26 protein-coding genes are annotated in these 24,852 nt (G+C 70.7%); 14 read left to right on the forward strand and 12 right to left on the reverse strand.

Features of this window, described 5'->3' with window-relative positions; translation table 11 throughout:
- Nucleotides 1-217 precede the first annotated feature (217 nt).
- Genes sfnG through ADK57_RS14220 form a run of 5 tightly spaced genes read left to right on the forward strand, consistent with a single transcriptional unit; the run spans nucleotide 218 to nucleotide 5,582 of the window.
- Complete coding sequence (sfnG, locus tag ADK57_RS14200) at nucleotides 218-1,345, forward strand: dimethylsulfone monooxygenase SfnG (RefSeq protein WP_053749786.1); 1,128 nt, start codon at nucleotides 218-220, stop codon at nucleotides 1,343-1,345.
- Nucleotides 1,346-1,390: 45 nt separating this feature from the next.
- Entirely contained in the window at nucleotides 1,391-2,608 is a 1,218-nt protein-coding gene (locus tag ADK57_RS14205; RefSeq protein WP_053749787.1) for an acyl-CoA dehydrogenase family protein, read from the forward strand.
- A 59-nt stretch (nucleotides 2,609-2,667) separates the two neighbouring features.
- On the forward strand, nucleotides 2,668-3,222 hold the full coding sequence (gene ssuE / locus ADK57_RS14210) for an NADPH-dependent FMN reductase (RefSeq protein WP_053749788.1): 555 nt from the start codon (nucleotides 2,668-2,670) through the stop codon (nucleotides 3,220-3,222).
- Nucleotides 3,223-3,226: 4 nt separating this feature from the next.
- Complete coding sequence (locus ADK57_RS14215) at nucleotides 3,227-4,411, forward strand: SfnB family sulfur acquisition oxidoreductase (RefSeq protein ID WP_053749789.1); 1,185 nt, start codon at nucleotides 3,227-3,229, stop codon at nucleotides 4,409-4,411.
- A 25-nt stretch (nucleotides 4,412-4,436) separates the two neighbouring features.
- Entirely contained in the window at nucleotides 4,437-5,582 is a 1,146-nt protein-coding gene (locus ADK57_RS14220; RefSeq protein ID WP_053749790.1) for an LLM class flavin-dependent oxidoreductase, read from the forward strand.
- A gap of 93 nt (nucleotides 5,583-5,675) precedes the next feature.
- Here the strand turns inward: ADK57_RS14220 and ADK57_RS14225 are convergent, their stop codons facing one another.
- Entirely contained in the window at nucleotides 5,676-6,722 is a 1,047-nt protein-coding gene (locus ADK57_RS14225) for an acyl-CoA dehydrogenase family protein (protein ID WP_053749791.1), read from the reverse strand.
- Between the two features lie 120 nt (nucleotides 6,723-6,842).
- On the opposite strand from ADK57_RS14225, the gene ADK57_RS14230 reads away from it, so the two are divergent.
- On the forward strand, nucleotides 6,843-7,196 hold the full coding sequence (locus tag ADK57_RS14230) for a YciI family protein (protein WP_053749792.1): 354 nt from the start codon (nucleotides 6,843-6,845) through the stop codon (nucleotides 7,194-7,196).
- Nucleotides 7,196-8,386: an RNA polymerase sigma factor gene (locus ADK57_RS14235; protein WP_053749793.1), complete on the forward strand. Its 1,191-nt coding sequence runs from the start codon at nucleotides 7,196-7,198 to the stop codon at nucleotides 8,384-8,386. Before ADK57_RS14230 ends, ADK57_RS14235 begins: the two co-directional genes overlap by 1 nt.
- A gap of 226 nt (nucleotides 8,387-8,612) precedes the next feature.
- Here the strand turns inward: ADK57_RS14235 and urtE are convergent, their stop codons facing one another.
- The 6 genes from urtE to ADK57_RS14265 all read right to left on the reverse strand — a co-directional run bounded on the left by urtE (nucleotide 8,613) and on the right by ADK57_RS14265 (nucleotide 14,841).
- Nucleotides 8,613-9,305, reverse strand: coding sequence for an urea ABC transporter ATP-binding subunit UrtE (urtE, locus tag ADK57_RS14240; RefSeq protein ID WP_053749794.1), 693 nt, complete (start codon nucleotides 9,303-9,305; stop codon nucleotides 8,613-8,615).
- Nucleotides 9,305-10,102, reverse strand: coding sequence for an urea ABC transporter ATP-binding protein UrtD (gene urtD, locus ADK57_RS14245; RefSeq protein WP_053749795.1), 798 nt, complete (start codon nucleotides 10,100-10,102; stop codon nucleotides 9,305-9,307). Before urtD ends, urtE begins: the two co-directional genes overlap by 1 nt.
- Complete coding sequence (urtC, locus tag ADK57_RS14250) at nucleotides 10,099-11,193, reverse strand: urea ABC transporter permease subunit UrtC (protein WP_053749796.1); 1,095 nt, start codon at nucleotides 11,191-11,193, stop codon at nucleotides 10,099-10,101. The genes urtD and urtC overlap by 4 nt, the downstream gene beginning before the upstream one ends.
- Complete coding sequence (gene urtB / locus ADK57_RS14255; protein WP_053749797.1) at nucleotides 11,190-12,086, reverse strand: urea ABC transporter permease subunit UrtB; 897 nt, start codon at nucleotides 12,084-12,086, stop codon at nucleotides 11,190-11,192. Before urtB ends, urtC begins: the two co-directional genes overlap by 4 nt.
- A gap of 70 nt (nucleotides 12,087-12,156) precedes the next feature.
- On the reverse strand, nucleotides 12,157-13,413 hold the full coding sequence (gene urtA / locus ADK57_RS14260) for an urea ABC transporter substrate-binding protein (RefSeq protein ID WP_234390173.1): 1,257 nt from the start codon (nucleotides 13,411-13,413) through the stop codon (nucleotides 12,157-12,159).
- A gap of 315 nt (nucleotides 13,414-13,728) precedes the next feature.
- Nucleotides 13,729-14,841, reverse strand: a complete 1,113-nt coding sequence (locus tag ADK57_RS14265) for a substrate-binding domain-containing protein (RefSeq protein ID WP_053749799.1) — start codon at nucleotides 14,839-14,841, stop codon at nucleotides 13,729-13,731.
- 158 nt (nucleotides 14,842-14,999) lie between these two features.
- Here ADK57_RS14265 and ADK57_RS14270 point away from each other — a divergent pair, with 158 nt between their 5' ends.
- Both ADK57_RS14270 and ADK57_RS14275 read left to right on the forward strand, forming a co-directional pair.
- A complete protein-coding gene (locus tag ADK57_RS14270) occupies nucleotides 15,000-15,446 on the forward strand; it encodes a MarR family winged helix-turn-helix transcriptional regulator (RefSeq protein WP_053749800.1) in 447 nt (148 codons plus the stop codon).
- Nucleotides 15,447-15,517: 71 nt separating this feature from the next.
- A complete protein-coding gene (locus ADK57_RS14275; RefSeq protein ID WP_078973112.1) occupies nucleotides 15,518-16,885 on the forward strand; it encodes an aldehyde dehydrogenase family protein in 1,368 nt (455 codons plus the stop codon).
- Here ADK57_RS14275 and ADK57_RS14280 read toward each other — a convergent pair.
- Nucleotides 16,878-17,720, reverse strand: a complete 843-nt coding sequence (locus tag ADK57_RS14280; RefSeq protein ID WP_053749802.1) for a class I SAM-dependent methyltransferase — start codon at nucleotides 17,718-17,720, stop codon at nucleotides 16,878-16,880. The two genes, ADK57_RS14275 and ADK57_RS14280, sit on opposite strands and share 8 nt — an antisense overlap.
- A gap of 227 nt (nucleotides 17,721-17,947) precedes the next feature.
- Between ADK57_RS14280 and ADK57_RS14285 the strand changes: the two genes are divergently transcribed.
- The gene (locus ADK57_RS14285; protein WP_053749803.1) at nucleotides 17,948-18,835 is read left to right on the forward strand and encodes a glycoside hydrolase family 19 protein; all 888 of its coding nucleotides are present in this window, start codon (nucleotides 17,948-17,950) and stop codon (nucleotides 18,833-18,835) included.
- 64 nt (nucleotides 18,836-18,899) lie between these two features.
- Nucleotides 18,900-19,805 carry an aldo/keto reductase gene (locus ADK57_RS14290; RefSeq protein WP_053749917.1) on the forward strand — a complete coding sequence of 302 codons (906 nt, stop codon included), beginning with the start codon at nucleotides 18,900-18,902 and terminating at the stop codon, nucleotides 19,803-19,805.
- Between the two features lie 12 nt (nucleotides 19,806-19,817).
- Here the strand turns inward: ADK57_RS14290 and ADK57_RS14295 are convergent, their stop codons facing one another.
- Complete coding sequence (locus ADK57_RS14295; RefSeq protein WP_053749804.1) at nucleotides 19,818-20,276, reverse strand: pyridoxamine 5'-phosphate oxidase family protein; 459 nt, start codon at nucleotides 20,274-20,276, stop codon at nucleotides 19,818-19,820.
- Between the two features lie 78 nt (nucleotides 20,277-20,354).
- On the opposite strand from ADK57_RS14295, the gene ADK57_RS14300 reads away from it, so the two are divergent.
- Entirely contained in the window at nucleotides 20,355-21,005 is a 651-nt protein-coding gene (locus ADK57_RS14300) for a maltokinase N-terminal cap-like domain-containing protein (protein ID WP_053749805.1), read from the forward strand.
- Nucleotides 21,006-21,012: 7 nt separating this feature from the next.
- Here the strand turns inward: ADK57_RS14300 and ADK57_RS14305 are convergent, their stop codons facing one another.
- The gene (locus ADK57_RS14305) at nucleotides 21,013-21,720 is read right to left on the reverse strand and encodes a dienelactone hydrolase family protein (RefSeq protein WP_053749806.1); all 708 of its coding nucleotides are present in this window, start codon (nucleotides 21,718-21,720) and stop codon (nucleotides 21,013-21,015) included.
- Between the two features lie 168 nt (nucleotides 21,721-21,888).
- Here ADK57_RS14305 and ADK57_RS14310 point away from each other — a divergent pair, with 168 nt between their 5' ends.
- Together ADK57_RS14310 and ADK57_RS14315 are read left to right on the forward strand one after the other, a co-directional pair.
- Nucleotides 21,889-22,326 (forward strand): VOC family protein, encoded by a 438-nt coding sequence (locus ADK57_RS14310; RefSeq protein WP_053749807.1) that lies wholly within the window; start codon nucleotides 21,889-21,891, stop codon nucleotides 22,324-22,326.
- Between the two features lie 22 nt (nucleotides 22,327-22,348).
- Entirely contained in the window at nucleotides 22,349-23,419 is a 1,071-nt protein-coding gene (locus ADK57_RS14315; protein ID WP_053749808.1) for an adenosine deaminase, read from the forward strand.
- On the opposite strand, the gene ADK57_RS14320 is transcribed toward ADK57_RS14315, so the two are convergent.
- Together ADK57_RS14320 and ADK57_RS14325 are read right to left on the reverse strand one after the other, a co-directional pair.
- On the reverse strand, nucleotides 23,401-23,916 hold the full coding sequence (locus ADK57_RS14320; protein WP_053749918.1) for a mycothiol transferase: 516 nt from the start codon (nucleotides 23,914-23,916) through the stop codon (nucleotides 23,401-23,403). The genes ADK57_RS14315 and ADK57_RS14320 overlap by 19 nt on opposite strands.
- Before the next feature lie 28 nt (nucleotides 23,917-23,944).
- A complete protein-coding gene (locus tag ADK57_RS14325; RefSeq protein WP_053749809.1) occupies nucleotides 23,945-24,829 on the reverse strand; it encodes a LysR substrate-binding domain-containing protein in 885 nt (294 codons plus the stop codon).
- Between the last annotated feature and the right edge of the window lie 23 nt (nucleotides 24,830-24,852).

The following is a 24,852-nucleotide window of genomic DNA, read 5'->3' on the forward strand; positions in this document are numbered from 1 at the left end:
GGACCTCACGCGGCGACGCCACGTCGACCTCGCGCGCGTCTCCAGCGCCTCCTGTTGCTGCGCGGCCTGATCCCTCCGATCCGCCGCCGTCTCCCTTCCACGCCGCACCCGTCGCCGGACAGCCGTGTGCCGCGTTTTCCCTTCACCGCCTGAATTCGGCGATCACGCACACCTTTCGGATTCGGCGTGAGAACAAATTCCGCAACAGGAGTTCCGCATGCCCGCAGCGCCCCTGAAATTCGCCTACTGGGTCCCCAACGTCAGCGGTGGCCTCGTCACCAGCAAGATCGAGCAGCGCACCGACTGGGGATACGACTACAACCGCGAACTCGCCGTCCTCGCCGAGAACAACGGTTTCGACTACGCCCTCAGCCAGGTCCGCTACATGGCCAGCTACGGCGCCGAGTACCAGCACGAGTCGACCAGCTTCAGCCTCGCCCTGCTGCTCGCCACCGAGCGCCTGAAGGTCATCGCCGCCGTCCACCCAGGCCTGTGGCACCCCGGCGTCCTCGCCAAGCTCGGCGCCACCGCCGACCATCTGTCGAAGGGCCGCTTCGCCGTCAACGTCGTCTCCGGCTGGTTCAAGGGAGAGTTCACCGCCCTCGGCGAGCCCTGGCTGGAGCACGACGAACGCTACCGCCGCTCCGAGGAGTTCATCCAGGCCCTGCGCCGGATCTGGACCGAGGACCACACCGAACTCGCCGGTGACTTCTACCGGTTGCGCGACTTCTCCCTCAAGCCCAAGCCGCTCAACACCGCCGAGCGCCCGCACCCGGAGATCTTCCAGGGCGGCAACTCCACCGCCGCCCGCGCCATGGCCGGCCGGGTCTCCGACTGGTACTTCTCCAACGGCAAGGACTTCGACGGGGTCGTCGAGCAGATCGAGGACGTACGCAAGTCCGCCGCCGAAGTCGGCCGCAGGGCACCGAAGTTCGGCCTCAACGGGTTCCTCATCGCCCGTGACACCGAGGCCGAGGCCCGCGAGACCCTCCGGGAGATCGTCGCGCAGGCCGACACCGAGGCCGTCGAGGGCTTCGGCGCGGCCGTCAAGCAGGCGGGCCAGTCCACCGCCGACCACAAGGGCATGTGGCAGGACTCCGGCTTCGAGGACCTGGTCCAGTACAACGACGGCTTCCGTACCGGCCTCATCGGTACCCCGGAGCAGATCGCCGAGCGCATCGTCGCCTACAAGAAGCTCGGCGTCGACCTCTTCCTCCTCGGCTTCCTGCACTACCACGAGGAGGTCGAGTACTTCGGCCGCCGGGTGCTGCCTCTCGTCCGCGAGCTGGAGGCGCAACTCCCGGACGACGAGCCCGAGTCCGTCCACGCCCACGCCCACGCCTGACCCCCCACAGCTTCCGCACCGCACTGCGAAAGAGGTCACCCCAGCATGAGCACCGTCACGTCCACCGACTGGCAGCAGGTCCCCGCCCCGCAGACCGCCGAGGGCTGGACCGCCCGCGCCGCCGAGGTCGCCGCCGTCCTCGCCACCGACGCCGCCGCACGCGACCGCGCCGGTGCCACCCCGTACGCCGAGGTCCAGCTCCTCAAGGACTCCGGCCTGGTCACCCTGCTCGGGCCCACGGAGCACGGCGGCGCGGGACAGGACTGGCCGACGGCCTACCGGGTGGTCCGCGAGGTGGCCAAGGCCGACGGCTCCATCGGCCAACTCCTCGGCTACCACTACCTGTGGAACTGGGCCGCCCGTCTGGTCGGCACCCGGGAACAGTGGGAGCACGTGGAGGCCGAGGCCGCCAGGAACCGCTGGTTCTTCGGCGGGGCCGTCAACCCCCGCGACAAGGACGTGGTCGTCACCGAGGACGGCGACGACCTGGTCTTCACCGGCCGCAAGTCCTTCTCCACCGGCAGCAGGGTCTCCGACGTCACCGTCCTCGAAGGCGTCCTGGAGGGCACCGACAGCCACGTCTTCGCGATCGTGCCCTCCGACTCCGAGGGCCTGACCTTCCACGACGACTGGGACAACATCGGCCAGCGCCTCACCGAGAGCGGCAGCGTCACGCTCGACGGCGTACGCACACCCTGGTCCTCGGCGGCCGGTTACGTCGACAAGGTGTTCCAGCCGCGCACCTACAACACCCTCAACGTGCCCACCATCCAGCTGGTCTTCGTCAACTTCTACCTCGGCATCGCCGGCGGCGCGCTGGAGACGGCCGCCACCTACACCCGCGAGAAGGCACGCTCCTGGCTGCACGGCGGCCACGAGCGCGCGGTCGACGAGCCGTACGTCATCGACATCTACGGCGACCTCACCGCGAAGCTCTGGGCGGTCGAGGCCCTCGCCGACGCCGTCGCGGCCGAGGGGCAGAAGCTGCACGACGACCCCGACGCGGTCACCGAGCAGACCCGCGGCGACTTCGAGGTACGGGTGGCCGCCGTGAAGGCCCGCGCCACCGACGTCTCCCTGGAGATCGCGAGCCGCGTCTTCGAGGTGACCGGCGCCCGCTCCACGGCCGGCGCCGAGGGCCTCGACCGGTTCTGGCGCAACGTCCGCACGCACACCCTCCACGACCCGGTCGCCTACAAGCGGCGCGAGGTCGGCCGCTGGGTCCTCGAAGGCGAACTGCCCGAACCCACCTGGTACTCCTGACCGCTCCCCAGGGGCGCCTCCCGTCACCGGAGGCGCCCCTCCTCCCCGAAAGAGGACCCATGGCCACCGTCCTGTCCGTCTCCGGCTCTCCCTCCGTCTCCTCCCGCACCGCGAAGCTGCTGCGCCACCTCGACGGCCGCCTCGCCGCCCAGGGCCACGAGGTGATCCCTCTCGACGTCCGCACGATCCCGGCCGAGGCCCTGCTCGGTGCCGACTTCCGGCACCCCGCGATCCTCGAAGCGACCGAGCTGTTCGAGCGAGCCGACGGCGTCGTCATCGGCACCCCGGTCTACAAGGCGGCCTACTCCGGTGTCCTCAAGGCACTCCTCGACCTGCTCCCGCAGTACGCACTGGCCGGCAAGACCGTCCTGCCGCTGGCCACGGGCGGTTCGACCGCCCACGTGCTGGCCATCGACTACGCCCTGCGCCCGGTGCTCAGCTCCATGGGGGCGGGCCACATCGTGCAGGGCTGGTTCACCCTCGACAAGGACATCACCGCTCACGAGGACGGCTCCCTGACCGTCGCCCCCACCGCGAGCGAGGCCCTCACCCAGGTGCTCGACCAGTTCTCCACGGCGCTGGGCCGTACACCCCTGCTGGCCGCGGCGGGCTGACCCCATGACCGCGAAAGTCATCGCCGACGACGTCGAGGCTCTGACCGTGGCCCGCTCCCTCGCCGACGAGTTCCGCGCCGGCGCCTCGCAGCGGGACGCCGAACGCCGTCTGCCGCGCCAGGAGTTGGACCGGATCACGGCCTCCGGACTGCTGGCGGTCACCGTGCCGGCCGAGCACGGGGGAGCGGACGTACGCCAGGAGACCCTCGCCGAGATCTTCCGGCTGCTCGCCTCGGCCGACGCGAGCCTCGCCCAGATCCCACAGAGCCACTTCGTGTATGTCAATGTGATCCACCGTCAGGGGACACCGGAGCAACAGGAGTTCTTCTTCGGCGAGGTCCTCGCCGGGCGCCGCTTCGGCAACGCCCAGTCGGAGGCGGGCACGAAACACGTCCAGGACATCCGCACCCGCCTGGCACCCCGCCCCGACGGCTCGTACACGCTGACCGGCGTCAAGCACTACTCCACCGGCGCCCTCTTCGCCGACTGGATCCCGGTGCTCGCCCGTGCCGAGGACGACAACCTGCACGTGGCGTATGTGCCCAGGGGCGCCCCGGGGCTCACGGTGATCGACGACTGGGACGGCATGGGCCAGCGTACGACCGCCAGCGGCACCGTAAGACTGGAGGAGGTGCCGGTACCCGCCGACCGCGTGCTGCCGCACCACCTCACCTTTCGGGGACCCCAACTCCACGGGGCGGTCGCCCAGTTGCTGCACGCCGCCATCGACGCGGGCATCGCCGGGGGAGCGCTGGCCGCGGCCGCCGAGTTCGTCCGCACCAAGAGCCGTCCCTGGTTCGAGAGCGGAGCCGAGACGGCCGCCGAGGACCCGCTGCTGATCCAGCGGTTCGGTGAACTCGCCATCCAGGTACGGGCGTCCGAGGCGCTCCTGCGCGACGCGGCCCGTGCCGTGGACGGAGCCCGCGCCGACCTCACGGACGACTCGGCGGCCGAGGCGTCCATCGCGGTCGCCGCGGCCAAGGCGCACGCCGCGCAGACCGCCGTGGAGGTCGGGAGTGCCCTGTTCGAGGTGTCCGGCACCCGTTCCGCGCTCGACTCCCTCAATCTGCACCGGCACTGGCGCGACGCCCGCACCCACACCCTGCACGACCCCGCCCGCTGGAAGGTCCAGCACATCGGCAGGTACGTGCTGAACGGCACGCGGCCACCGCGCCACGGCCTGCTTTAGAAGATCTTCCAGAACGGAGACCCCCGTGTCCCTCACCTTCCACTGGTTCCTCCCCACCAACGGCGACAGCCGCCATGTCGTCGGCGGCGGCCACGGCACACCGGCCACCGCCTCCGGACGGGACCGGCCTCCGACGGTCGCCTACCTGAGCCAGATCGCCCGTGCCGCCGAGGACCTGGGCTTCGAGGGTGCCCTCACCCCCACCGGAGCCTGGTGCGAGGACGCGTGGCTGACCACCGCGATGGTCGCCCAGCAGAGCGAACGCCTGAAGTTCCTGGTCGCCTTCCGGCCCGGCTTCGTCTCGCCGACGCTCGCCGCGCAGATGGCCTCCACGTTTCAGCGGCAGACCGGCGGACGGCTCCTGCTGAACGTCGTCACCGGCGGTGAGAGCCACGAGCAGCGGGCCTACGGCGACTTCCTCGACAAGGACGCGCGGTATCGCCGTACCGGTGAATTCCTCGAAATCGTCCGGGGATTGTGGGAGGGCAAGACCGTCGATCTGCACGGCGAGCACCTCCAGGTCGAGGACGCGAAGCTGGCACGTGTGCCGGACCCGGTTCCCGAGGTGTACTTCGGAGGGTCCTCGCCGACCGCCGGTGAGGTCGCCGCCAAGTACGTCGACGTGTACCTCACCTGGGGCGAGCCGCCGGCCCAGGTCGCCGAGAAGATCGCCTGGATCAGGGGCCTCGCGGCGAATCAGGGGCGCACCCTGCGGTTCGGCATCCGGCTGCACGTCATCACCCGCGACACCTCCGAACAGGCCTGGGCCGAGGCGCATCGCCTGCTGGCTGGCTTCGACGCGGAGACCGTGAAATCCGTACAGGCCGGGCTCGCCCGCAGCGAGTCCGAGGGGCAGCAGCGGATGCTCGCGCTGCACGGCGGCGGCAACCGGGACGGGCTGGAGATCCATCCCAACCTGTGGGCCGGGATCGGGCTGGTGCGCGGGGGAGCCGGGACCGCGCTGGTCGGCAGCCACGAGGAGGTGGCCGAGCGGATCAAGGAGTACCACGCCCTGGGGATAGAGGAGTTCGTGCTGTCCGGGTATCCGCATCTGGAGGAGGCGTACTGGTTCGGGGAGGGCGTGCTGCCGCGGTTGGCCGCGGAGGGGCTGTGGCGTCATCCGAACGGTGACCAGGCTGTGCCGTCGGCACAGGTGCCGTTCGCCAACTGATGGGGGGTGCTTTCCATCGTCCGGCGAGTGCGGGTTGGTTGTGGCTGGTCGCGCCCACACGGCGGAGCCGCATAGGTCACAGCCCCGCGCCCCTCAAGCGGCGTTACCCGCCAGCGCGTTCAAGTGATCCCTGCGTGACTCCGCCGTCTGGCCCTGGACCAGGAGGAACAGGGCCTCCCTGGCCAGGCGTTGGGCCTTGCTGGTGAGGGCCATCGATCTGCCGCCGCCGGCCACCACCGCCGCGGTGGTGGCCGCGCACATCAGTTCGTAGGCCCGGGTACGCAGGGTGAGTCGCTCCGCGTGGTGCTCCTTGGGGGCGGGGTGGTCGGCCAGCGCGTAGGCCCGCTCGCGAACCTCGGCGAGCCGGGAACGGAGAGGGACGGACGTGGACGCGTCCAGCAGGGCGAGTGCCGCCTCCGCGACGCCGAAGACCGCGGGGGAGGCGTTCACCGTTTTCGTACGGTCCGTCGCCGCCCATTGCCCGTACGGCTGCCGCAGCGCCACCGCCTCCTCGGGGACCCGGAAGCCGTCCAGTTCCAGCGACACCGTGCGGGACGCGGTCAGGGCCGCCAGGCGCATCGGCTCCGACGCGGTCAGGCCCGGCTGCTCGCGGGCCTCGGTGAAGGCGAAGAGCGCCTCGCCGGTGTCCGTCACCCCGGCCAGCAGCATCACGTCGTTGAGGCCCCAGCCCGTGTACCAGGGCACGGTGCCGTCGAAGCGCCAGCCGTCCCCTTGCCGTGTGATCCGTACGGGGGTCCGGGGGTACGCCCGCAGGTGGGCGTAGGCCACCCCGGCCAGCAGCTCGCCGCGTGCCAGCGGGCCCAGCAGCCGCTCCCGCACCGGCCCCTCGCTCTTCGCCAGTGTCATCACGGGTGTGTGGTGCTGCGTCTGAACGAACCAGGTCGAGCAGCACGCCCCGGCCAGGATCTCCGCGACCTCCCTGGCCACCGGAGCGGGTACCGCCGCGCCGCCGTACTCCCCGGGCGCGCTCAGTCCCAGCAGGCCCGACCGCCGGATCGCCTCGATGTGGGTGGCGGGCACGCCCTCCTGGTCGACGCGTTCGGCGTTCGGCGCGAGCAGGTCGTCCGCGAGGCGGCGGGCGCGGGCGACCAGGGGGTGCGGGTGCGGGGCGATGGTCATGGAGGAAATTCTCCCGATGTCGTCGTGCGCGGTGTCGATCCGGGGGTCTGCCGTTCGTGTAGGAGGTGAGAGAACGCCCGGAGACGGGCACGGACACACCGCAGTGCCAAGGAGGCCGTCATGAAGTACTACCTGCTCAGCGTGATGCAGCCCGTGGGTGACCCGCCCCCGCCGGAGGTCCTCGCGGAGATCGGCAAGAAGCTCGACGTCTTCCATCGGGAGCTGCGCGAGGCGGGCGCCTGGGTCTTCGCCGGGGGACTGCACGGCCCGGAATCCTCCACCGTGCTGCGGCCGCGCGACGGCGACGTCCTCGTCACCGACGGTCCGTACGCGGAGGGCAAGGAGATCCTCGGCGGCATCTGTCTCGTCCAGGCGCCCGACCTGGACGCGGCCCTCGAATGGGGTCGCAAGGCCGCCCTCGCGACCACGCTGCCGATCGAGGTGCGGCCGTTCATGGGCGACGCGGAAGCCTGATGACCGCAGACGTCGAGGCCGTCTTCCGTGCGGAGTACGGCCGCGCGGTCTCCGTCCTGGTCCGCTACCTCGGCGACATCGACCTCGCGGAGGAAGCGGCCCAGGACGCCTTCACCACGGCCGTGCAGCGCTGGCCGGAGACCGGTGTGCCGCCGAGCCCGGCCGGGTGGATCATCACCACCGCACGCAACCGGGCGATCGACCGGCTGCGCCGGGAGGCGTCGCGCGACGCACGCCACGCCGAGGCCGTCCTGCTGCACGCCTCCGACGCGCCGCCCGAGGAGGGTCCCGTGCGCGACGACCGGCTCCGGCTCATCTTCACCTGCTGCCACCCCGCCCTCGCGCCCCGGGCACAGGTCGCCCTCACCCTGCGGCTGCTCGGCGGGCTCAGCACGGCACGTATCGCCCGCGCCTTCCTGGTGCCCGAGCCGACGATGGCCCAGCGGCTCGTGCGGGCCAAGGCGAAGATCCGCGACGCGCGGATCCCGTACCGCGTGCCCCGAGACGCGGATCTCCCGGACCGCCTCAAGGGGGTCCTCGCCGTCGTCTACCTGATCTTCAACGAGGGGTACGACGGCTCGGCCGAGCTGTGCGCGGAAGCCGTACGCCTCGGACGCCTCCTGAGCGAACTCATGCCGGACGAGCCCGAGGTCACCGGGCTCCTCGCGCTGATGCTCCTCGTCGAGTCGCGGCGGCCGGCGCGGCAGGACGGCGACGGGGTGCTGGTGCCGTTGCCCGAGCAGGAGCGCGGGCGATGGGACCGCGAGCTGATCGCCGAAGGGCAGTCGCTCGTGCGTCGCTGTCTGCGCCGGAACCGGCCCGGGCCCTATCAGATCCAGGCCGCGATCCAGGCCGTCCACAGCGACGCGCCGACCGCCGACGCGACCGACTGGGGGCAGATCGTTCAGCTGTACGACCAGCTCATGGCGATGGCGCCCGGTCCCGTGGTGGCCCTCAACCGGGCGGTCGCGGTCGCCGAGGTGCAGGGGCCGGGGCCGGCCCTGGGTCTGGTGGACGCCCTCGACCTGGAGCGTTACCACGTCTTCCATGCCGTACGGGCCGACCTGCTGCGGCGCCTCGGCCGCGTCGCCGAGGCCGCCGACGCGTACGAGGCCGCCGTCGCGCTGAGCGAGAACCCTGCCGAACGCGCCTACCTCGAACGCGTCCGGCGGACCCTGGACCGCGCCTAGTCCAGGCTGCTCGCAGGGGGTTTCCGCCCCGCCTCTTCCCGACCTTGGGGGCTCCGCCCCCAAACCCCCGCTCCGCAAACGCCGGAGGGGCTGATTTCAGCCCGTCCGGCGTTTGCGGACGAGGCCCTTCGGGCCGAAGCGAGGGTCTGGGGGCGGCAGCCCCCAGGGACGGGAACGGGAAGGGGCGGCGGGGGCGAGGATCCCGCCACACGGGACCGTCACCCCGTCACACGCTCAACGCCTCCCGCACGGACCGCTCGGCATCCTGTCCGCCCTCGCCGGAGGAGGTGACCCGGCCGGCCTCCAGGACGTAGTACCGCTGCGCCGCCCGCATCGCGAAGCCGACGTGCTGCTCGACCAGCAGCACCGACAGCCCGCCGCGCGCGGCCAGGGCCAGGATCGTCTCCTCGATCTCGGCGACCACCGACGGCTGGATGCCCTCGGTCGGCTCGTCCAGGAGCAGGATCCGGGGCTCCGTCACCAGGGCCCGGGCGATGGCGAGTTGCTGCCGCTGCCCGCCGGACAGCAGGCCCGCCCGCCGGTTGGACAGCGTCCGCAGCGCCGGGAACAGGTCGAGTGCCTCGGCGATCGCCGCCTTGCCGCGTCTCCGGCCGTCCGCGACGAGCTGGAGGTTCTCCGCGGTCGTCAGGTGCCAGAACGCCTGCTGGCCCTGCGGGACGTACGCCATCCCGCGCGCCACCCGCTCGTGCGGCTTGCGGCGGGTGATGTCCTCGCCGTCGAGGCGGACCGTGCCGCTGCTCGGCACGAGCAGCCCGACGGCGGCTCGCAGCAGGGTGCTCTTGCCGGCGCCGTTGTGCCCGAGCACCGCGGCCACGCCGTCCTTCGGCACTTCGACACAGACCCCGTGCAGGACGCTGCTGCGGTGGTAGCCGACCCGGACGTCTTCGATCTGCAGCATCACGCCTCCTGTACGACCGCGGTGTCCGGCGCGCCCTCGTTGGCTGCGGTGGCTGACGAGTCCACCGCGTGCCCGAGGTACACCTCCTGCACCTTCGGATCCGCCTGCACCTTTGCCACCGTGCCCTCGCTGAGCACCTTGCCCGCGTGCAGCACGCTGACGCTGCGCGCGAAGGACCGCATGAAGTCCATGTCGTGCTCGATGACGACCACGGTCCGCTCCTCGCTGATCCGCTGGAGCAGCTCGCCGGTCGCCTGACGCTCGTCGTGGCTCATGCCCGCGACCGGCTCGTCGAGCAGCAGCAGCCGTACGTCCTGCACGAGCAGCATGCCGATCTCCAGCCACTGCTTCTGGCCGTGCGCGAGCGTCCCGGCGGGGGAGCCGGCGTGCTCGGTGAGCCCGACCGTCTCCAGCGCCTTGGCGACCGGCTCCGGAACGTCCTTGCGACGCCGCAGCATGGTCCACATGCTGCGCCCGGCGCCCGCCGCGATGTCCAGGTTCTGAAGGACCGTCAACTCCTCGAAGACGGTGGCCGTCTGGAAGGTACGGCCGATACCGGACCGCGCGATCCTGTGCACGCTCCGCCCGAGCAGCTCGGCGTCGCCGAAGCGCACCGAGCCCGTCGCCCGCACCAGTCCGGTGACCGCGTCGACCAGGGTGGTCTTGCCGGCGCCGTTCGGCCCGATGAGGAAGCGCAGATCGCCCGGGCGGACGTCGAGGTCCACCCCGTCGACGGCGGTGAATCCGTCGAAGGACACCCGCAGTTGCCGTATCTCGAGACCCGAGAGCTCACTCATGCCGCTTCTCCCACCGGTACGACGGGCGCCGTCTGCTCGGGCGCCTTCGGGGCCCTGCGCCGCCGTACGAACACCGCCAGCGAGGCGAGGCCGCCGGGCAGGAACGCCAGGGCGACGATGAACAGCAGGCCCTGGAAGTACGTCCAGGCCGCCGGGAACTCCTCCGACAGGGCCGTCTTGGCCCAGGCGACCGCGACCGCGCCGAGCACCGCACCGGCCAGGCTCGCCCGGCCACCCACGGCGGCGCCGATGACGAACTCGATGGACGGCACTATGCCGATCAGCGCGGGCGAGATGATGCCGACCGCCGGTACGAACAGCGCGCCCGCCAGGCCCGCCATGCCGGCCGCGACGACGTACGCGACGAGCTTGACGTTGGCCGGGTCGTAGCCGAGGAAGCGCACCCGCTCCTCCGAGTCCCTTACGGCTACCAGGAGTTCGCCGTAACGGCTCTGGATGAGCTGACGCGCCAGGGCGATCAGGAGCAGCAGGACGGCGGCGATGACGAAGTACACCATGCGCTGGTTGACCGGGTCGTCGAGGGAGTACCCGAAGAAGCCCTGGATGTCGGTGAGTCCGTTGGTGCCGCCGGTCGTGGCCTGCTGGCCGATCAGCCAGATCGCGAACGCCGCGGCGAGCGCCTGGCTGAGGATGGCGAAGTAGGCGCCCTTGACCCGGCGGCGGAAGACGAACAGGCCGAGGAGCGCCGCGACCGTCATCGGCAGCAGCACGGTCGCGGCGATCGCGAACAGGGGGTTCGCGAACGGCTGCCACCACCAGGGGAGTTCGGTGGCGGTGCCGTACAGCTGCATGAAGTCGGGCAGGTTGCCGGGCCCGGCGTCGGTGATCTTCAGGTGCATCGCCATGGCGTAACCGCCGAGCCCGAAGAACACGCCCTGACCGAGCGTCAGGAGGCCGCCGCGGCCCCACGCCAGGCAGATGCCCACGGCGACCATCGCGGTGCACAGGTACTTGGCGAGCAGCCCGAGCCGGAAGTCGGACAGCACGAGCGGGGCGACGGCGAACAGCGCGACGGTGGCTGACGCGAAGCCTGCCGCGGCACGCGCCGAACGGCCTTTCAGCAGGTTCATACGAGACTCCTCGTACGCAGCGTGTACAGCCCCTGGGGCCGCCACTGGAGGAACGCGACGATGGCGACGAGCACCAGGACCTTGGCGACGCTGACGGTGGTGGAGTACTCGAGGACCGACTGCAGCGCGCCCAGCACGAAGGCGACGATGACCGTCCCCTTGAGCTGTCCGATGCCGCCGACCACGATCACCAGGAAGGCGTCGATGATGACGTTGGTGCCCATCGTCGGCCCGATCGGACCGACCAGCGTCAGCGCCACCCCGGCGACGCCCGCGAGGCCGGACCCGATGAAGAAGGCCGTGCGGTCGACGCGGCTCGTGGAGATGCCCGACACCTCGGCGAGGTCCCGGTTCTGCACCACTGCCCGCACCCGGCGGCCCAACGGCGTCAGCCGCAGCGTCAGCGACAGCGCGACCACCGCAGCGACCGCCAGCCCCAGGATGAACAGCCGGCTGTTGGCGAAGGTGAGCGGGTCGTCGCCGCCGATCACGGTGATGTTCCCGGTGAGCCAGTCGGGCGCGCGGGTCTGCACGTTCGGCGCACCGAAAATGTCCCGGGCGAGTTGCTGGAGCATCAGCGAGACGCCCCAAGTGACGAGAAGGGTGTCAAGTGGCCGCAGATACAGCCGTCTGATGAGAAGCCATTCGAGGAGCGCGCCCAGGGTGCCCGAGACGAGAAAGGCGACGGGAAGCGCGACGAGAAGCGAGAATCCCGCGCTGGAAATGGACTTCTGCAGCACGTACGTCGTGTAGGCGCCGGCCATGATGAACTCACCGTGGGCCATGTTGATGACATTCATCTGGCCGAAGGTGAGCGAGAGGCCGAGCGCGATGAGCAGCAGGACGGCACCGATACTGATGCCGGTGAAGGTCTGACCGAGGATCACGGTCATACGGCGGCTCCCGGGGAGGGGTGCGGGCGGGCGCGGGGCCCCGGCGTGCGAGGCCCCGCGCGACGAGCGGTCAGGACAGGCCGGAGGCCCAGGAGTAGCCCTTGAGGAACGGGTCCGGCTTGATGGGCTTGCCGGAGTCCCACACCTGCTCGATCAGACCGTCGCTGCCGACCTTGCCGATCCGGGCGGTCTTGTAGATGTGCTGCGAGGCACCGTCCACGGTGACCTTGCCCTCGGGCGCGTCGAAGGTGATGCCGTCGGAGGCGGCCTTCACCTTCTCCGGGTCGAAGGACTTCGCCTTCTCGACCATCGCCTTCCACAGGTAGACCGAGGTGTAGGCGGCCTCCATCGGGTCACTGGTCGGCTTGTCCGCGCCGTACTTGGCCTTGTACGCCTTCACGAACGTGGTGTTCGCCGCGCCGGGAGTGGTCTGGTAGTAGTTCCAGGCCGTCAACTGGCCTTCCAGGTACTGCGTTCCGATCGACTTGACCTCCTCCTCGGCGATCGACACCGAGACGACCGGCATGGTCTTGGCGGTCAGGCCTGCGGACTTGTACTCCTTGAAGAAGGCCACGTTCGAGTCGCCGTTGAGGGTGTTGAAGACGGCGTCCGCCTTCGACGCCTTCACCTTGTTGGCGATCGTGCTGAACTCCGTGGAGCCCAGCGGCGCGTAGTCCTCGCCGAGGATCGTCATGCCGTTGGCCTTCGCGTACGCCTTGATCTCCTTGTTGGCGGTGCGCGGGAAGACGTAGTCGCTGCCGACCAGGTAGAGCTTCTTCTTGCCCTGGCTCTTGAGGTAGTCGAGGGCGGGGATGATCTGCTGGTTCGTCGTGGCGCCCGTGTAGAAGATGTACGGCGACTCCTCCAGGCCCTCGTACTGCACGGGGTAGAAGAGCAGCGACTTGTTCTTCTCGAAGACCGGCTTGACGGCCTTGCGGCTGGCGGAGGTCCAGCAGCCGAAGGTGGCCGCGACGCCGTCCTCCTTGATCAGCTTGGTGGCCTTCTCGGCGAAGGTCGGCCAGTCGGAGGCGCCGTCCTCGCTGATCGGCTTGATCTTCTTGCCGAGGACACCGCCCTTGGCGTTGATCTCCGAGATGGCGAGCTGCAGCGAGTTGCGTACGGTCACCTCGCTGATCGCCATGGTGCCGGAGAGCGAGTTGAGCAGGCCCACCTTGACGGTGTCGCCGCTGGTGTCGATCTTCGCGGCCTTGTCGGACGAGCCTGCCGCGTCGGTCTTCGCGCCGCACGCGGAGAGTGCGACGACGGCCGCGAGCGCCGCGGTACCGGCCAGGAGCCGACGCCGATGAATGCTGGGAACGCTGGACAAAAGAACCTCCATGTCCCGGGGAGGACACCTGAAAGGGAAGGAATCAGCAGCCCTTCAGGCGCGGGGGTGGCGCGAGTTTCCAGCTTTCCCCTGTTGGTGTACCGGCTGGTTCCCTGAAGTGCGGTCCACAGCCTCAAGTCAGGCTGTTTCGAGTGCGTTTCGCGATACTTACCCGGCTGTATCTTCCGGCTCTCCGCGGGAAACGAAACGGGACACAAAAAAACCTCGGACCGAATTCCTCACCGGAATTCACACGTCGCCCGAGGCATTGTAATTACTTCCTATGTGAAGTATCTCGGTGGGGTGAGGTACATGTCAAGGGCGGGCGGGGTCGAGGTCCAGCTGGGTGAGCACGTCGAAGTCCACCCCGTCCGCCCGGGCGAGGTAGATCCGCTGTCTCACATGGCTGCCCCGCAGCCGCAGCAGCCCGCGCGGCCCCTCGTACGACACGGAGTCGGCGGTCGCGCCGATCGCCGCCACGTCCAGGGTCCGGGCGCGGGCGACGAGCGCGGCGAGCAACAGCACGCCCTCGTAACAGGATTCGCCGAGACTGCCCGCCGCCGGGGCCTCGACTCCGAACCGCCCGGCGTACCGGCCGTGGAAGTCGAGAGTGTCCTGGTTCGCCAGCGAGGCGAAGAACCCGGCGGTGCTGTAGAGGTCCGCCGTGGCCGTGGGGCCGCTGGCCATCAGCATGTTCTCGTCCATGAGCGTGCTCAGCCGCAGACACTGCTGGTCGAGCCCGGCGGCGGCGAACGCCCGGTTGAAGCGGACCGCGTCACTGCCCACCAGGAGCATCAGGACGGCATCCGCCTCCGACTCCTCGATGCGGCGCAGCACCGGGTCGAACTCGTGGGTGCCCAGCGGGAGATAGGCCTGGCCGCAGATACCGCCCCCGGACTCCTGTGCGTAGGCGCGGGCGGCCCGGGCGGTGCGGCGCGGCCACACGTAGTCGTTGCCGACCACGAACCAGCGGCGCACCTTGCGCTCACCCGCCAACAGGCGTATCGCCGGGCGGAGTTGGGAGTCGGGTGTCTCGCTGGTCAGGAAGACTCCCGTGGTGTGCTCGCCGCCCTCGTACAGCGCGGTGTAGACGTACGGGACGCGGTGCGCGATGCGCGGGGCCAGCGCCTGGCGTACCGAAGAGATGTGCCAGCCGGTGACGCCCTGGACGACACCCAGCGCCACCAGCGCCTCGACGCGGTCGGCGATCTCCCGCGGTTCGGCGCCGCCGTCGACCGGCAGCAGCCGCAGCTCCTTGCCGAGCACCCCGCCCGCGCGGTTGACCTCCTCCGCGGCCAGCCGTGCGCACAGCTCGCAGGCCGGCCCGAAGATCCCCGCCGCTCCCTGCATGGGGAACACCAGCGCCACGCTGATCGCGGAGTCGTCGACTGTGAACCAGTCGAGCGGGTGGGGGTCGAGCTCGGACATGCGGTCATGATTCCGGGTCCGCCCGGTGAACTCCAGTGCGTCTCGTGGACCGGTCGGCGGGGAGGCGGCGGGGGAGTGGAGGAGCAGTGTGAGAAGGGGTCCACCCTTGGGGGAAGCGGCACTTGTACGATGTCTGCACCCCGGGACCGAGGAGAAGGATGCCCACCCCACCTCCGCGCCAGCCCCAGGATCTGATGCAGTTGTTGACGCGGGCCGAACGACTGGCCGCGCGGAGGCTCCAGACCGTCCTCGACGAGGACGGCTGCTCGCTCGATTCCTGGCGGGTGCTGGCCCTGCTCGCCGACGGCGAGGGCCACTACATGACGGCGGTGGCCGAAGCGGTGTTCCTGCCGCCGCCGACGCTCACCAAGCTGGTCGACCACCTCGTCGACCAGAACCTCGTCTACCGGCGGGTGGACCCCCTGGACCGCCGCCGCATCCTCGCCCACCTCACCCCGCGCGGCCAGAGCTACTGGCGGCGGATCAACCGTGAGGTCCGTGAGCGCTGGCCGGTACTGAGCAACGGCGACGACGAACTGCTGCGCGGCCTGCTGGAGCGGCTCGTGGACACGCTCGAAGGGGTGTCGGCGGAGTCCGCCCGCTGATCACCGGCTGTCACCCGGTGACGACGTACGGCAGTTTTGGTGCGCCCGGAATCATTTCCGCACCAGAATGGTTGGCGTATACACCTGATACGCCCACGTCCCACCAGCGAGGCACCGTGAACCAGCACACCCCCGAGCAGCCCGCCGACGTCGTGGCCCGCCTGCGCGCCACCTTCCGCACCGGGCGCACCAAGCCCGTCGAGTGGCGTACGGCCCAGCTGCACCGCCTGCGCGAGATGCTCACGGAGAACGGTGCCGACCTGGCCGCCGCCCTTCACGCAGACCTGGGCAAGAGCTCCACCGAGGCGCACCGCACCGAGATCGACTTCACCGTCCGCGAGATCGACCACACCCTGGAGCACCTCGCCGACTGGCTGCGCCCCGAGCCGGCCCCGGTCCCGGCACACCTCGGCGCCGACGCCACGGCCTGGACGCAGTACGACCCCCTCGGCGTCGTCCTCGTCATCGCCCCCTGGAACTATCCGGCCCAGCTCCTGCTCGCCCCCGTGGTCGGCGCCCTCGCCTCCGGCAACGCGGTGGTCGCCAAGCCGAGCGAGATGGCCCCCGCCACCTCCGCCGCCCTGGCCCGGCTGCTGCCCGCCTACCTCGACACCGACGCGGTCGCCGTGGTCGAGGGCGGCATCCCGGAGACCACGGCCCTGCTGGCCGAGCGTTTCGACCACGTCTTCTACACCGGCAATGGCACGGTCGGCCGCGTCGTGATGCGCGCCGCCGCCGAGCACCTCACCCCGGTCACCCTCGAACTCGGCGGCAAGTCACCGGCGTTCGTCGACCGCGACACCGACCTCGACGTCGTCGCCGACCGCCTCGCCCGCGGCAAGTTCCTCAACGCCGGCCAGACCTGCGTGGCCCCCGACTACGTGCTGACCGACCCGGCCACCGCCACCGCCCTGGAGCCGGCGCTCACCCGGGCCGTCGAGGCGCTGTACGGCACGGACCCGGCGGATTCCGGCGAGTACGGCCGGATCGTCAACGAACGCCACTTCGACCGCCTGTCGGGCCTGCTCGACTCGGGCCGCGTGGTCGTCGGCGGCGTGGGCGACCGTGCGACGAAGTACCTCGCCCCGACCGTCCTCGCCGACGTCGACCCCAAGTCGCCCGTCATGCAGGAGGAGATCTTCGGCCCGATCCTGCCGATCGTCACGGTCTCCGGCCTCGACGAGGCGATCGACTTCATCGGCGACCGCGACAAGCCCCTTGCGCTGTACGTCTTCTCGGAGTCCGACGAGACGCGGCGCCGGATCGCCGACGAGACCTCGTCCGGCGGTCTCGGTCACGGCCTGCCGCTGGCCCATCTCACCGTCTCCGACCTGCCGTTCGGCGGTGTGGGCGAGAGCGGCACGGGCAGCTACCACGGCCGCTACTCGATCGAGACGTTCAGCCACCGCAAGGCGGTGCTGAGCAAGCCGCTCAGCTGAGACGGTGAGGGACCGGGCCCGCTGCCGCGCTGCCGGCGGCGGGCCTGCGACCCCGGACCGCCCATGCGCGGGCCTCCAGCTCGATCGTCCCGTCCGCACCGGTCGGCACCGCCTCGCGCAGGGTCTCCCGCAACCGCGCTCGCACGGCCGGTGACAGCGCCGCCGCATAACCGGGAGCCGGGCCCTGGCCCGCCAGGAACGGCTCCCACAGATCGGTGAAGCCGGCGAAGCGGGTCGGGGCCTCGATCGGGACGACAGCCGTCTCGACCAGCCCTGCCCCGGTCCACAGCGCCCGCAGCGGCTCCGGGGCGCACAGCGGGAACCGGCCGCCCTCGTCCCGCGCCGCCGCCGAGGGATCCACCGTGATCGCGGCGTCCCAGAAACGGCGCAGGAATCCCATGCCTTCCGCGTAGTCCCACACATACGCGGCGACCAGCCCGCCCGGCCGCACCGCCCGGACCGCCTCGGCCACCGCGGCGCCCGGCTCGGGCAGGAAGTTCAGAACGAGCCCGCTGACGGCCACGTCGAAAACGGCGTCGGGGACGGGCAGCGCCTGCGCGTCGGCCAGGGCGAAGGATGCCGGTGCGGAGACGGAAGCACGGGCCGTGGCCACGAACCCGGGGGACCGCTCCAGCCCCAGCAGCGTCCGGGGGCGGCAGCGGGCGGCCACCGCCTGGGTCAACGCCCCCGAACCGCAGCCCACGTCCAGCCAGCGCAGACCGTCCTCGCATTCGAGCCAGGACACGAAACCGGCCGCGACCAGCCGGCTCCACCGGCCCATGTACCGCTCGTAGGCATCGCCGGCGGCCCACACGTCGACATGCTGCTCCGTCACCTGCCCACCTTCCCCGACCGGCTCCCCACCCGCAATTCGCTGTCACCCGCAGGGGTTGACTGGTCTACACCCTTGACTGGTACAGACCAAAGGAGTTGAGTGTGCTGCCACACCCCCCACCACGGCCGCGCCCACGCCGTGCCGGGCCGACCGGCACGTGTGCACAAGGCCCGGCTCCGCCCTGCCCTTGTCCGGGTGCGGCCGTGCTCCGCAAAGGAGTTGATCCTGTGTCGAGACGCCGTATCTCCGCCGTGGTCACCGCTCTCGTCCTCGGCGGCACCGTGCCGGTCCTGCTGCCGGCCTCGCCCGCGTCCGCCGCCGCCTGTTCGAGCTATCCGAACTGGGTGGCGGGAAAGTCGTACGTCACCGGCAACATCGTGCGGTACACCGACGGCAAGGCCTACATCGCCGAACACGACAACCCGGGCTACGACCCGACCGTCAGCACCTGGTACTGGGAGCCCTATGCCTGCGACGGCGGCTCCACGCCCGTCGGGACCTTCGTGGTGAGCGAGGCGCAGTTCAACCAGATGTTCCCGGGCCGGAACTCCTTCTACACCTACAGCGGTCTCACCGCCGCGCTCAGTGCCTACCCCGGTTTCGCCAACACCGGCAGCGACACGGTGAAGAAGCAGGAGGCCGCCGCATTCCTCGCCAACGTCGGTCACGAGACCGGCGGACTGGTGCACGTGGTCGAGCAGAACACCGCCAACTACCCGCACTACTGCGACTGGAGCCAGCCGTACGGCTGTCCGGCCGGGCAGGCCGCGTACTACGGACGCGGCCCCATCCAGCTCAGCTGGAACTTCAACTACAAAGCCGCCGGGGACGCGCTCGGCATCGACCTGCTGAACAACCCCTGGCTGGTGCAGAACGACGCGGCCGTCGCCTGGAAGACGGCCCTGTGGTACTGGAACACCCAGAGCGGCCCCGGCACCATGACCCCGCACAACGCCATGGTGAACGGCGCCGGCTTCGGCCAGACGATCCGCAGCATCAACGGATCCCTGGAGTGCGACGGCAAGAACCCCGCACAGGTGCAGAGCCGCGTGACCAACTACCAGCAGTTCGCCCAGATCCTCGGGGTGTCGCCGGGCGGCAATCTGTACTGCTGAGGCGCTGTACAGGAGTTCGCCAAGTGCATACGGCGCCGAATCGTCCGTGTGCCAGACTCCGCCGATGACCTCCGAAACGATCACCGCGGACGCCGCGGGCACCTGGAAACTCGGCGACCTCACCGTCAACCGCATCGGTTTCGGCTCGATGCGGTTGACGGGCAGCGCCGCCTTCCACCACGGGACGCCCAGCGAGCGGGGACGCTCGATCGCCGTGCTGCGCAAGGCGGTCGAGCTCGGTGTGAACCACATCGACACGGCCGCCTTCTACTTCTCCGCCCTGCGCTCCGCCAACGAACTCATCAACAGCGCGCTGTCGCCGTACGCCGACGACCTGGTCGTCGTCACCAAGGTCGGCCCGTACCGCGACTGTTCGGGGGAGTGGGGCACACCGGCCCGCCCCGACGAGCTGCGTGGGCACGTCGAGGAGAACCTGCGCCAGCTCGGCCGTGACCATCTCGACGTCGTCAACTTCCGCCGGTCGCGCCAGGACTCGATCGCCGAGCACTTCGGTGCCCTCGCCGAACTGCGCGAGGCGGGGCTGGTCCGGCACCTCGGCATCTCCGGCGTCGAGCCGCGCCACCTCGCCGAGGCGCAGGCCATCGCGCCGGTGGTGTGCGTGCAGAACCGGTTCGGGCTCGACTTCCACGACCCCGCCACCGACGAAGTCCTGCGCCTGTGCGGCGAACAGGGCATCGCCTTCGTGCCGTTCTTCGCCGTCGCGGGCGACGCAGGCTCCCGGGGGGCGACCACTGCTCACGACGACGAGGTGCTCGCCATTGCTCGGGCCCACGAGGTGACCCCTGTCCGGATCAGGATCGCCTGGACCCTGCATCAGGGCCCGCACGTCCTGGCCATCCCGGGCACCGGCAACCCGGACCACCTCGCCGAGAACGTCGCCGCGGGTGCCGTCCGCCTCACCAGGAAGGAGCTGGCGACGCTCAACGCGCTTCATCAGAGGGCAAGTTGAGAGAGGCTCCGCTCAGACCGCCCACTCGCCCTCGCGCATCAGATGCCGCCCGCGCAGCTCGTGCTCCCCGTGCCACGCCTGCACGGCGTGCGGCCGGACCTGGAAGAATGCGTACGACGCGCTGTCCCGGCGGGGATCCCAGCCCGTCTTCGCCACGAACGCGCCGACCGCCGAGTCCGGCACGGTCCGCCCCTCGAACGTCTGGACGTCCCCGTCGAGGAGCACGACGTCCTGGGTGTCCCCGAACGCCAGCCGCACCCGGCCGCCGTCGCGCAGATTACGGCCCGTGGGATTGGTCAGCCGAGTGGCCATCCACAAGGAGCCCTCGTCCCACACGAACCACAGGGCGACCAGACACGGCAGCCCGTCGGCGTCGGCCGTGGCCACCCAGACGTCCAACTCCCGCTCCAGACGGGCCAGTACGTCACGCTTGCGCTGCTCGGCGGTACGGGGCGGCTCGGTGATCTTCATAAAGGGGAGGCTACCCGCCCGGCGCCGGTGCGAAAGTGTGAAGGCCCGCATCCGATCAACGGAAAGAGAACCTTCGGTATGGCCGTCATCCACCACACCACCCTCAAGCCGACCAAGCTCGAACTGCTCACCGCCTGGCTGCCCACCCGCCCCTGGTACGGCGGCGGTCCCGGCGAACCGAAGCTGACCAAGGCCGGCGGCTTCCGGCTGGACGACCCGGAGGGCGAGGTCGGTATCGAGTTCATGGTGGCCACCGACACCTCGGGCGCCGAACCGGCCGCCTACCTGGTGCCGCTCACCTATCGAGGCGCTCCGCTCGCCGGGGCGGAGCACGCCCTCGTCGGCACCATGGAGCACGGCGTGCTGGGACCCCGCTGGGCCTACGACGGCTCCCACGACCCGGTGCTGGTGGCCCAGTTGCTCGCAATGATCGAGGGGCGTGCGCAGGCACAGGCCCAGAGCGTCAACGACACCCCGGACCACGACGTCATCCGCTCCTGCACGGGTGACGTCCCTGCCCCTTCCGCCGTTCTCGCGGTCGCCGACGACGAAGAGGGAACCGAACTGTCCTTCCCGCAGGGCGCGACGCTCCGCCTGCAGCGGGTCCTGCGTCCCGCCCAGGACGGCGTGTCCCTCCTGCCGCCGGGTGCGATCGGCCATGTCGCCGCTCCCTGGAACACGCCGGACGGCGCACGCGCACAGGGGCTGCTGGCCGTCCTGCGCCCGTAGGAGCGGTTCAGCCCAGCTGTTCGTGCAGGAAGGGCACGGTGCTCTGCCAGGCGCGGGCGGCCGACTCCGCGTGGTAGACCGGGCGGCCGTCGTTGAAGAAGGCGTGGTCGGCCGGGTAGCGGCGGAAGTCCGGGGTGATCCCCGACTGCTGCCGGATGGCCTCGGCCAACCCGTCGACGGTCTGAGCCGGGATGCTCCGGTCGAGTTCGCCGAAATGCCCCAGGACCTGTGCCTCGAGCCTCGTGAAGTCGGGCAACTCGCCCTGGATGACGCCGTAGAACGGCACGGCTGCGCTGACCCGGGGGTCGGCCGCCGCCAGGTACAGCACGAAGCCGCCGCCCATGCAGAAGCCGACCGCGCCGACCGTGTCCGAGGTGACCTCGGGCAGCGACAGCAGATGGTCGACGGCGCCGGACAGCAGCTCGACGCCGCGCGCGACCGGGAGGGCCTGCATCATCCGCAGGGCCTCCTGGCTCTCGTGCGCCACGTTGCCGCCGTACAGGTCGGGGGCGAGGGCGACGAAACCCTCCCGTGCGAGCCGGTCGGCGATGTCGGCGATGTGGTCGGTCAGGCCCCACCACTCCTGGATGACGATGACGCCCGGTCCGCGGCCGGACGGCGGCAGGGCCAGATAGCCGTGCGCGGTGGTCCCGCCACTCGGGAAGGTGACGTTCTGGTGGGCCGGGGCACCGGTCGACTTCGGCAGTTCGGTCATGGCACTCGACTCCTGTGCGGCAGTACCTGGTGGGGCGCAGCCCCCGGACGTGATCTCCAGCCTGTCACGCACGGAGCGGCCGCATCCACGTACCCCTCCGGGCTGACTGGCGCACGCGAAGTTTTACGTATAACCTCTCCCGTCAATCACCCCTCCCGAAAGGCCCCGATGAGACGCATCGCCCTGGTCACCCTCGTCGTCGACGACTATGACGAGGCGATCCGCTTCTACACCGAGGCCCTCGGTTTCCGGCTCGTCGAGGACACCCCGCGCCCCGACGGCTCCCGCTGGGTCGTCGTACGGCCGGGCGCGCAGGAGGCCGGCGCCGACCTGTTGCTGGCCCGGGCCAAGGGCGAGTCGCAGCAGGGCCGGGTGGGCGACCAGACCGGCGGGCGTGTCGGTTTCTTCCTGCACACCGACGACTTCGCCCGCGACCACGCCCGCATGCTCGCCGCGGGCGTCACCTTCCTGGAGGCGCCGCGCCACGAGCCGTACGGCTCGGTCGCCGTCTTCCAGGACCTGTACGGAAACCGCTGGGACCTGCTCCAGCCCGCGGTCGCGGCGTCCGGCACGCACTCTCGCCGTGCCGGACGCCGCGCCACCTGACCCACTGCCGAGGAACACGCACATGACCGCGCCCCGCATCGACACCGACACCATCCGCCGGCTGCCCAAGGCCGTGCTCCACGATCACCTCGACGGCGGCCTGCGCCCCGCGACCGTGGTGGAGCTCGCGGACGCGGTCGGCCACACCCTGCCGACCACCGACCCGGACGCCCTCGCCGCCTGGTACTTCGAGGCAGCCAACTCCGGTGACCTGGTCCGCTACATAGCCACCTTCGAGCACACCCTCGCCGTGATGCAGTCCCGCGAGGGCCTGCTGCGCACCGCCGAGGAGTACGTCCTCGACCTGGCCGAGGACGGCGTGGTCTACGGCGAGGTGCGTTACGCGCCCGAGCTGATGGTGAACGGCGGGCTGACCCTTCCCGAGGTCGTCGAGGCCGTCCAGGAGGGACTGGCGGCGGGCATGGCGAAGGCGGCGGCCGCGGGCACCCCGGTGCGGGTCGGGACCCTGCTGTGCGGCATGCGGATGTTCGACCGCGTCCGGGAGGCCGCCGACCTGGCCGTCGCCTTCCGTGACGCGGGCGTCGTCGGCTTCGACATCGCGGGCGCCGAGGACGGCTTCCCGCCCGCGGACCACCTCGCCGCCTTCGAGCATCTGCGCCGGGAGAGCGTCCCGTTCACCATCCACGCCGGCGAGGCGCACGGCCTGCCCAGCATCCATCAGGCCCTCCAGGTGTGTGGCGCCCAGCGCGTCGGCCACGGCGTCCGCATCACCGACGACATCGTGGACGGCAAGCTCGGCCGGCTGGCCGACTGGGTGCGCGACCGCCGTATCGCCCTGGAGATGTGCCCGACGTCCAACCTCCAGACCGGCGCGGCCACCTCCATCGCCGAGCACCCGATCACCGAGCTGAAGAACCTCGGCTTCCGGGTCACCCTCAACACCGACAACCGTCTGGTGTCGGGCACGACGATGACCCGCGAGATGTCCCTGCTGGTCGACGAGGCAGGCTGGAGCGTCGAGGACCTGCGCACGGTCACGGTGAACGCCCTCAAGAGCGCGTTCATCCCGTTCGATGAGCGCAATGCCCTCATCGAGGACGTCGTCCTGCCGGGCTACGAGGCCGCGCTCTGAAGCAGCCCCCGGACATAGGCGGCCTGTCCGACGTGCTGGAGATCGTCGGACAGGACGCTGACCAGCCGTACGCCGAGGGTGACCGGCGGATGCCAGCGCTCGTCCACGATCCGCTCGAAGTCCTTGGCGGCCAGCCCGCGCACGTACTCAAGGGTCTGGTCGTGCACGGCGTCGTAGTACCCGGTCAGCAGGTCGCCGGAGTCGACCCGCACCTTGGCGACCTTGGCCGGGCTGTGTCCGTAGCCGGTGTCCCGGCGCGGGAGGTCGAGTCCGAAGCGCTTCTCCCAGCCCTGTGACAACCAGACCTGGTCGATCCCGCCGGCGTCGGCCAGGTGGTCGTCCTGGACCCGGGTGAGGTGCCAGACCAGCCAGGCGACGGAGTTGGCGTCGGCTGCGGGACGGGCGTGGAGTTCGTCGGGGCCGAGGCCCTCGACGGTGGCATGGACTTCTTCCTGGATGCGGCTGTACGCGTCGATGAGGATGTCCTTTGCATGCATACGGTCCACCATCGCGCATTCGCGTCCGTCATGCGTCCTCTGTCTCCAGAAGCGTCATCAGGGCCCGCGCCGCCGGGCTGGCCGCCTCCGGGGGAGGCAGCAGCGCGACCGTCTCGTACACCGCCTCGTCGGTGCCCTTCAGCGGGAGCGCGGTGAGTGCCTGCCGCTTGTGCCGGAAGTGCCGCGGTACGACGGCTATGCCCAGGTTCTCGTCCACCAGGTCGAGGAGACTGTGCACGTCGTTCACCTCCAGCGCGACCGTCCGCCGTACGCCCGCCGCGGCGAACGCGGCGTCGGTGATCCGGCGCGGCCCCCAGTCCGGGTGGAAGTCGACGAAGACCTCGCCGCCGATCTCCTCCGGCGTCACCGCCGCCCCGGCGGTCGCGAGCCGGTGGCTGGGGTGGCACAGCACGGTCATCGGCTCACTGGTCAGCGGGACGGAACGCAGCTGGTCGGAGTCCGCCTGCGTACGGACCGCGAACGCGAGGTCGAGCCGGCCGGCGGCGACCTCCTCGGCCAGCGCCCCAGCCCCCGCCTGCCGCAGCCGGATCTCGACGTCCGGATGCAGCCGTCGGAACGCGGCCAGCAGCCTCGCCACGTGCACGCCCGCGATGCACTGCTCGGTGCCCAGCGCCAGGGTGCCGCGCAGCACGCCCTGCACGGCGGCGACGGCCTCGTGCGCCGACCGCACCTGCGCCAGGATCCGCTCGGCTTCACCCAGCAGCGCCCGCCCGGCCTCCGTGAGCGTCACCCGACGGGTCGTCCGGACGAACAGCGGGGTCTGCAGCTCCCGCTCCAGCGCGCGAATGGAGGCCGACAGGCCGGACTGGGACACCATCAGCCGTTCGGCCGCCCGGGTGAAGTGCTGGTCCTCGGCGACCGCGACGAAGTGCTGGAGATGGCGCAGTTCCATGATTGAGAAGCTTATCCGCTGAA

It is taken from the genome of Streptomyces sp. MMG1533 (assembly GCF_001279775.1).
GTDB lineage: Bacteria > Actinomycetota > Actinomycetes > Streptomycetales > Streptomycetaceae > Streptomyces.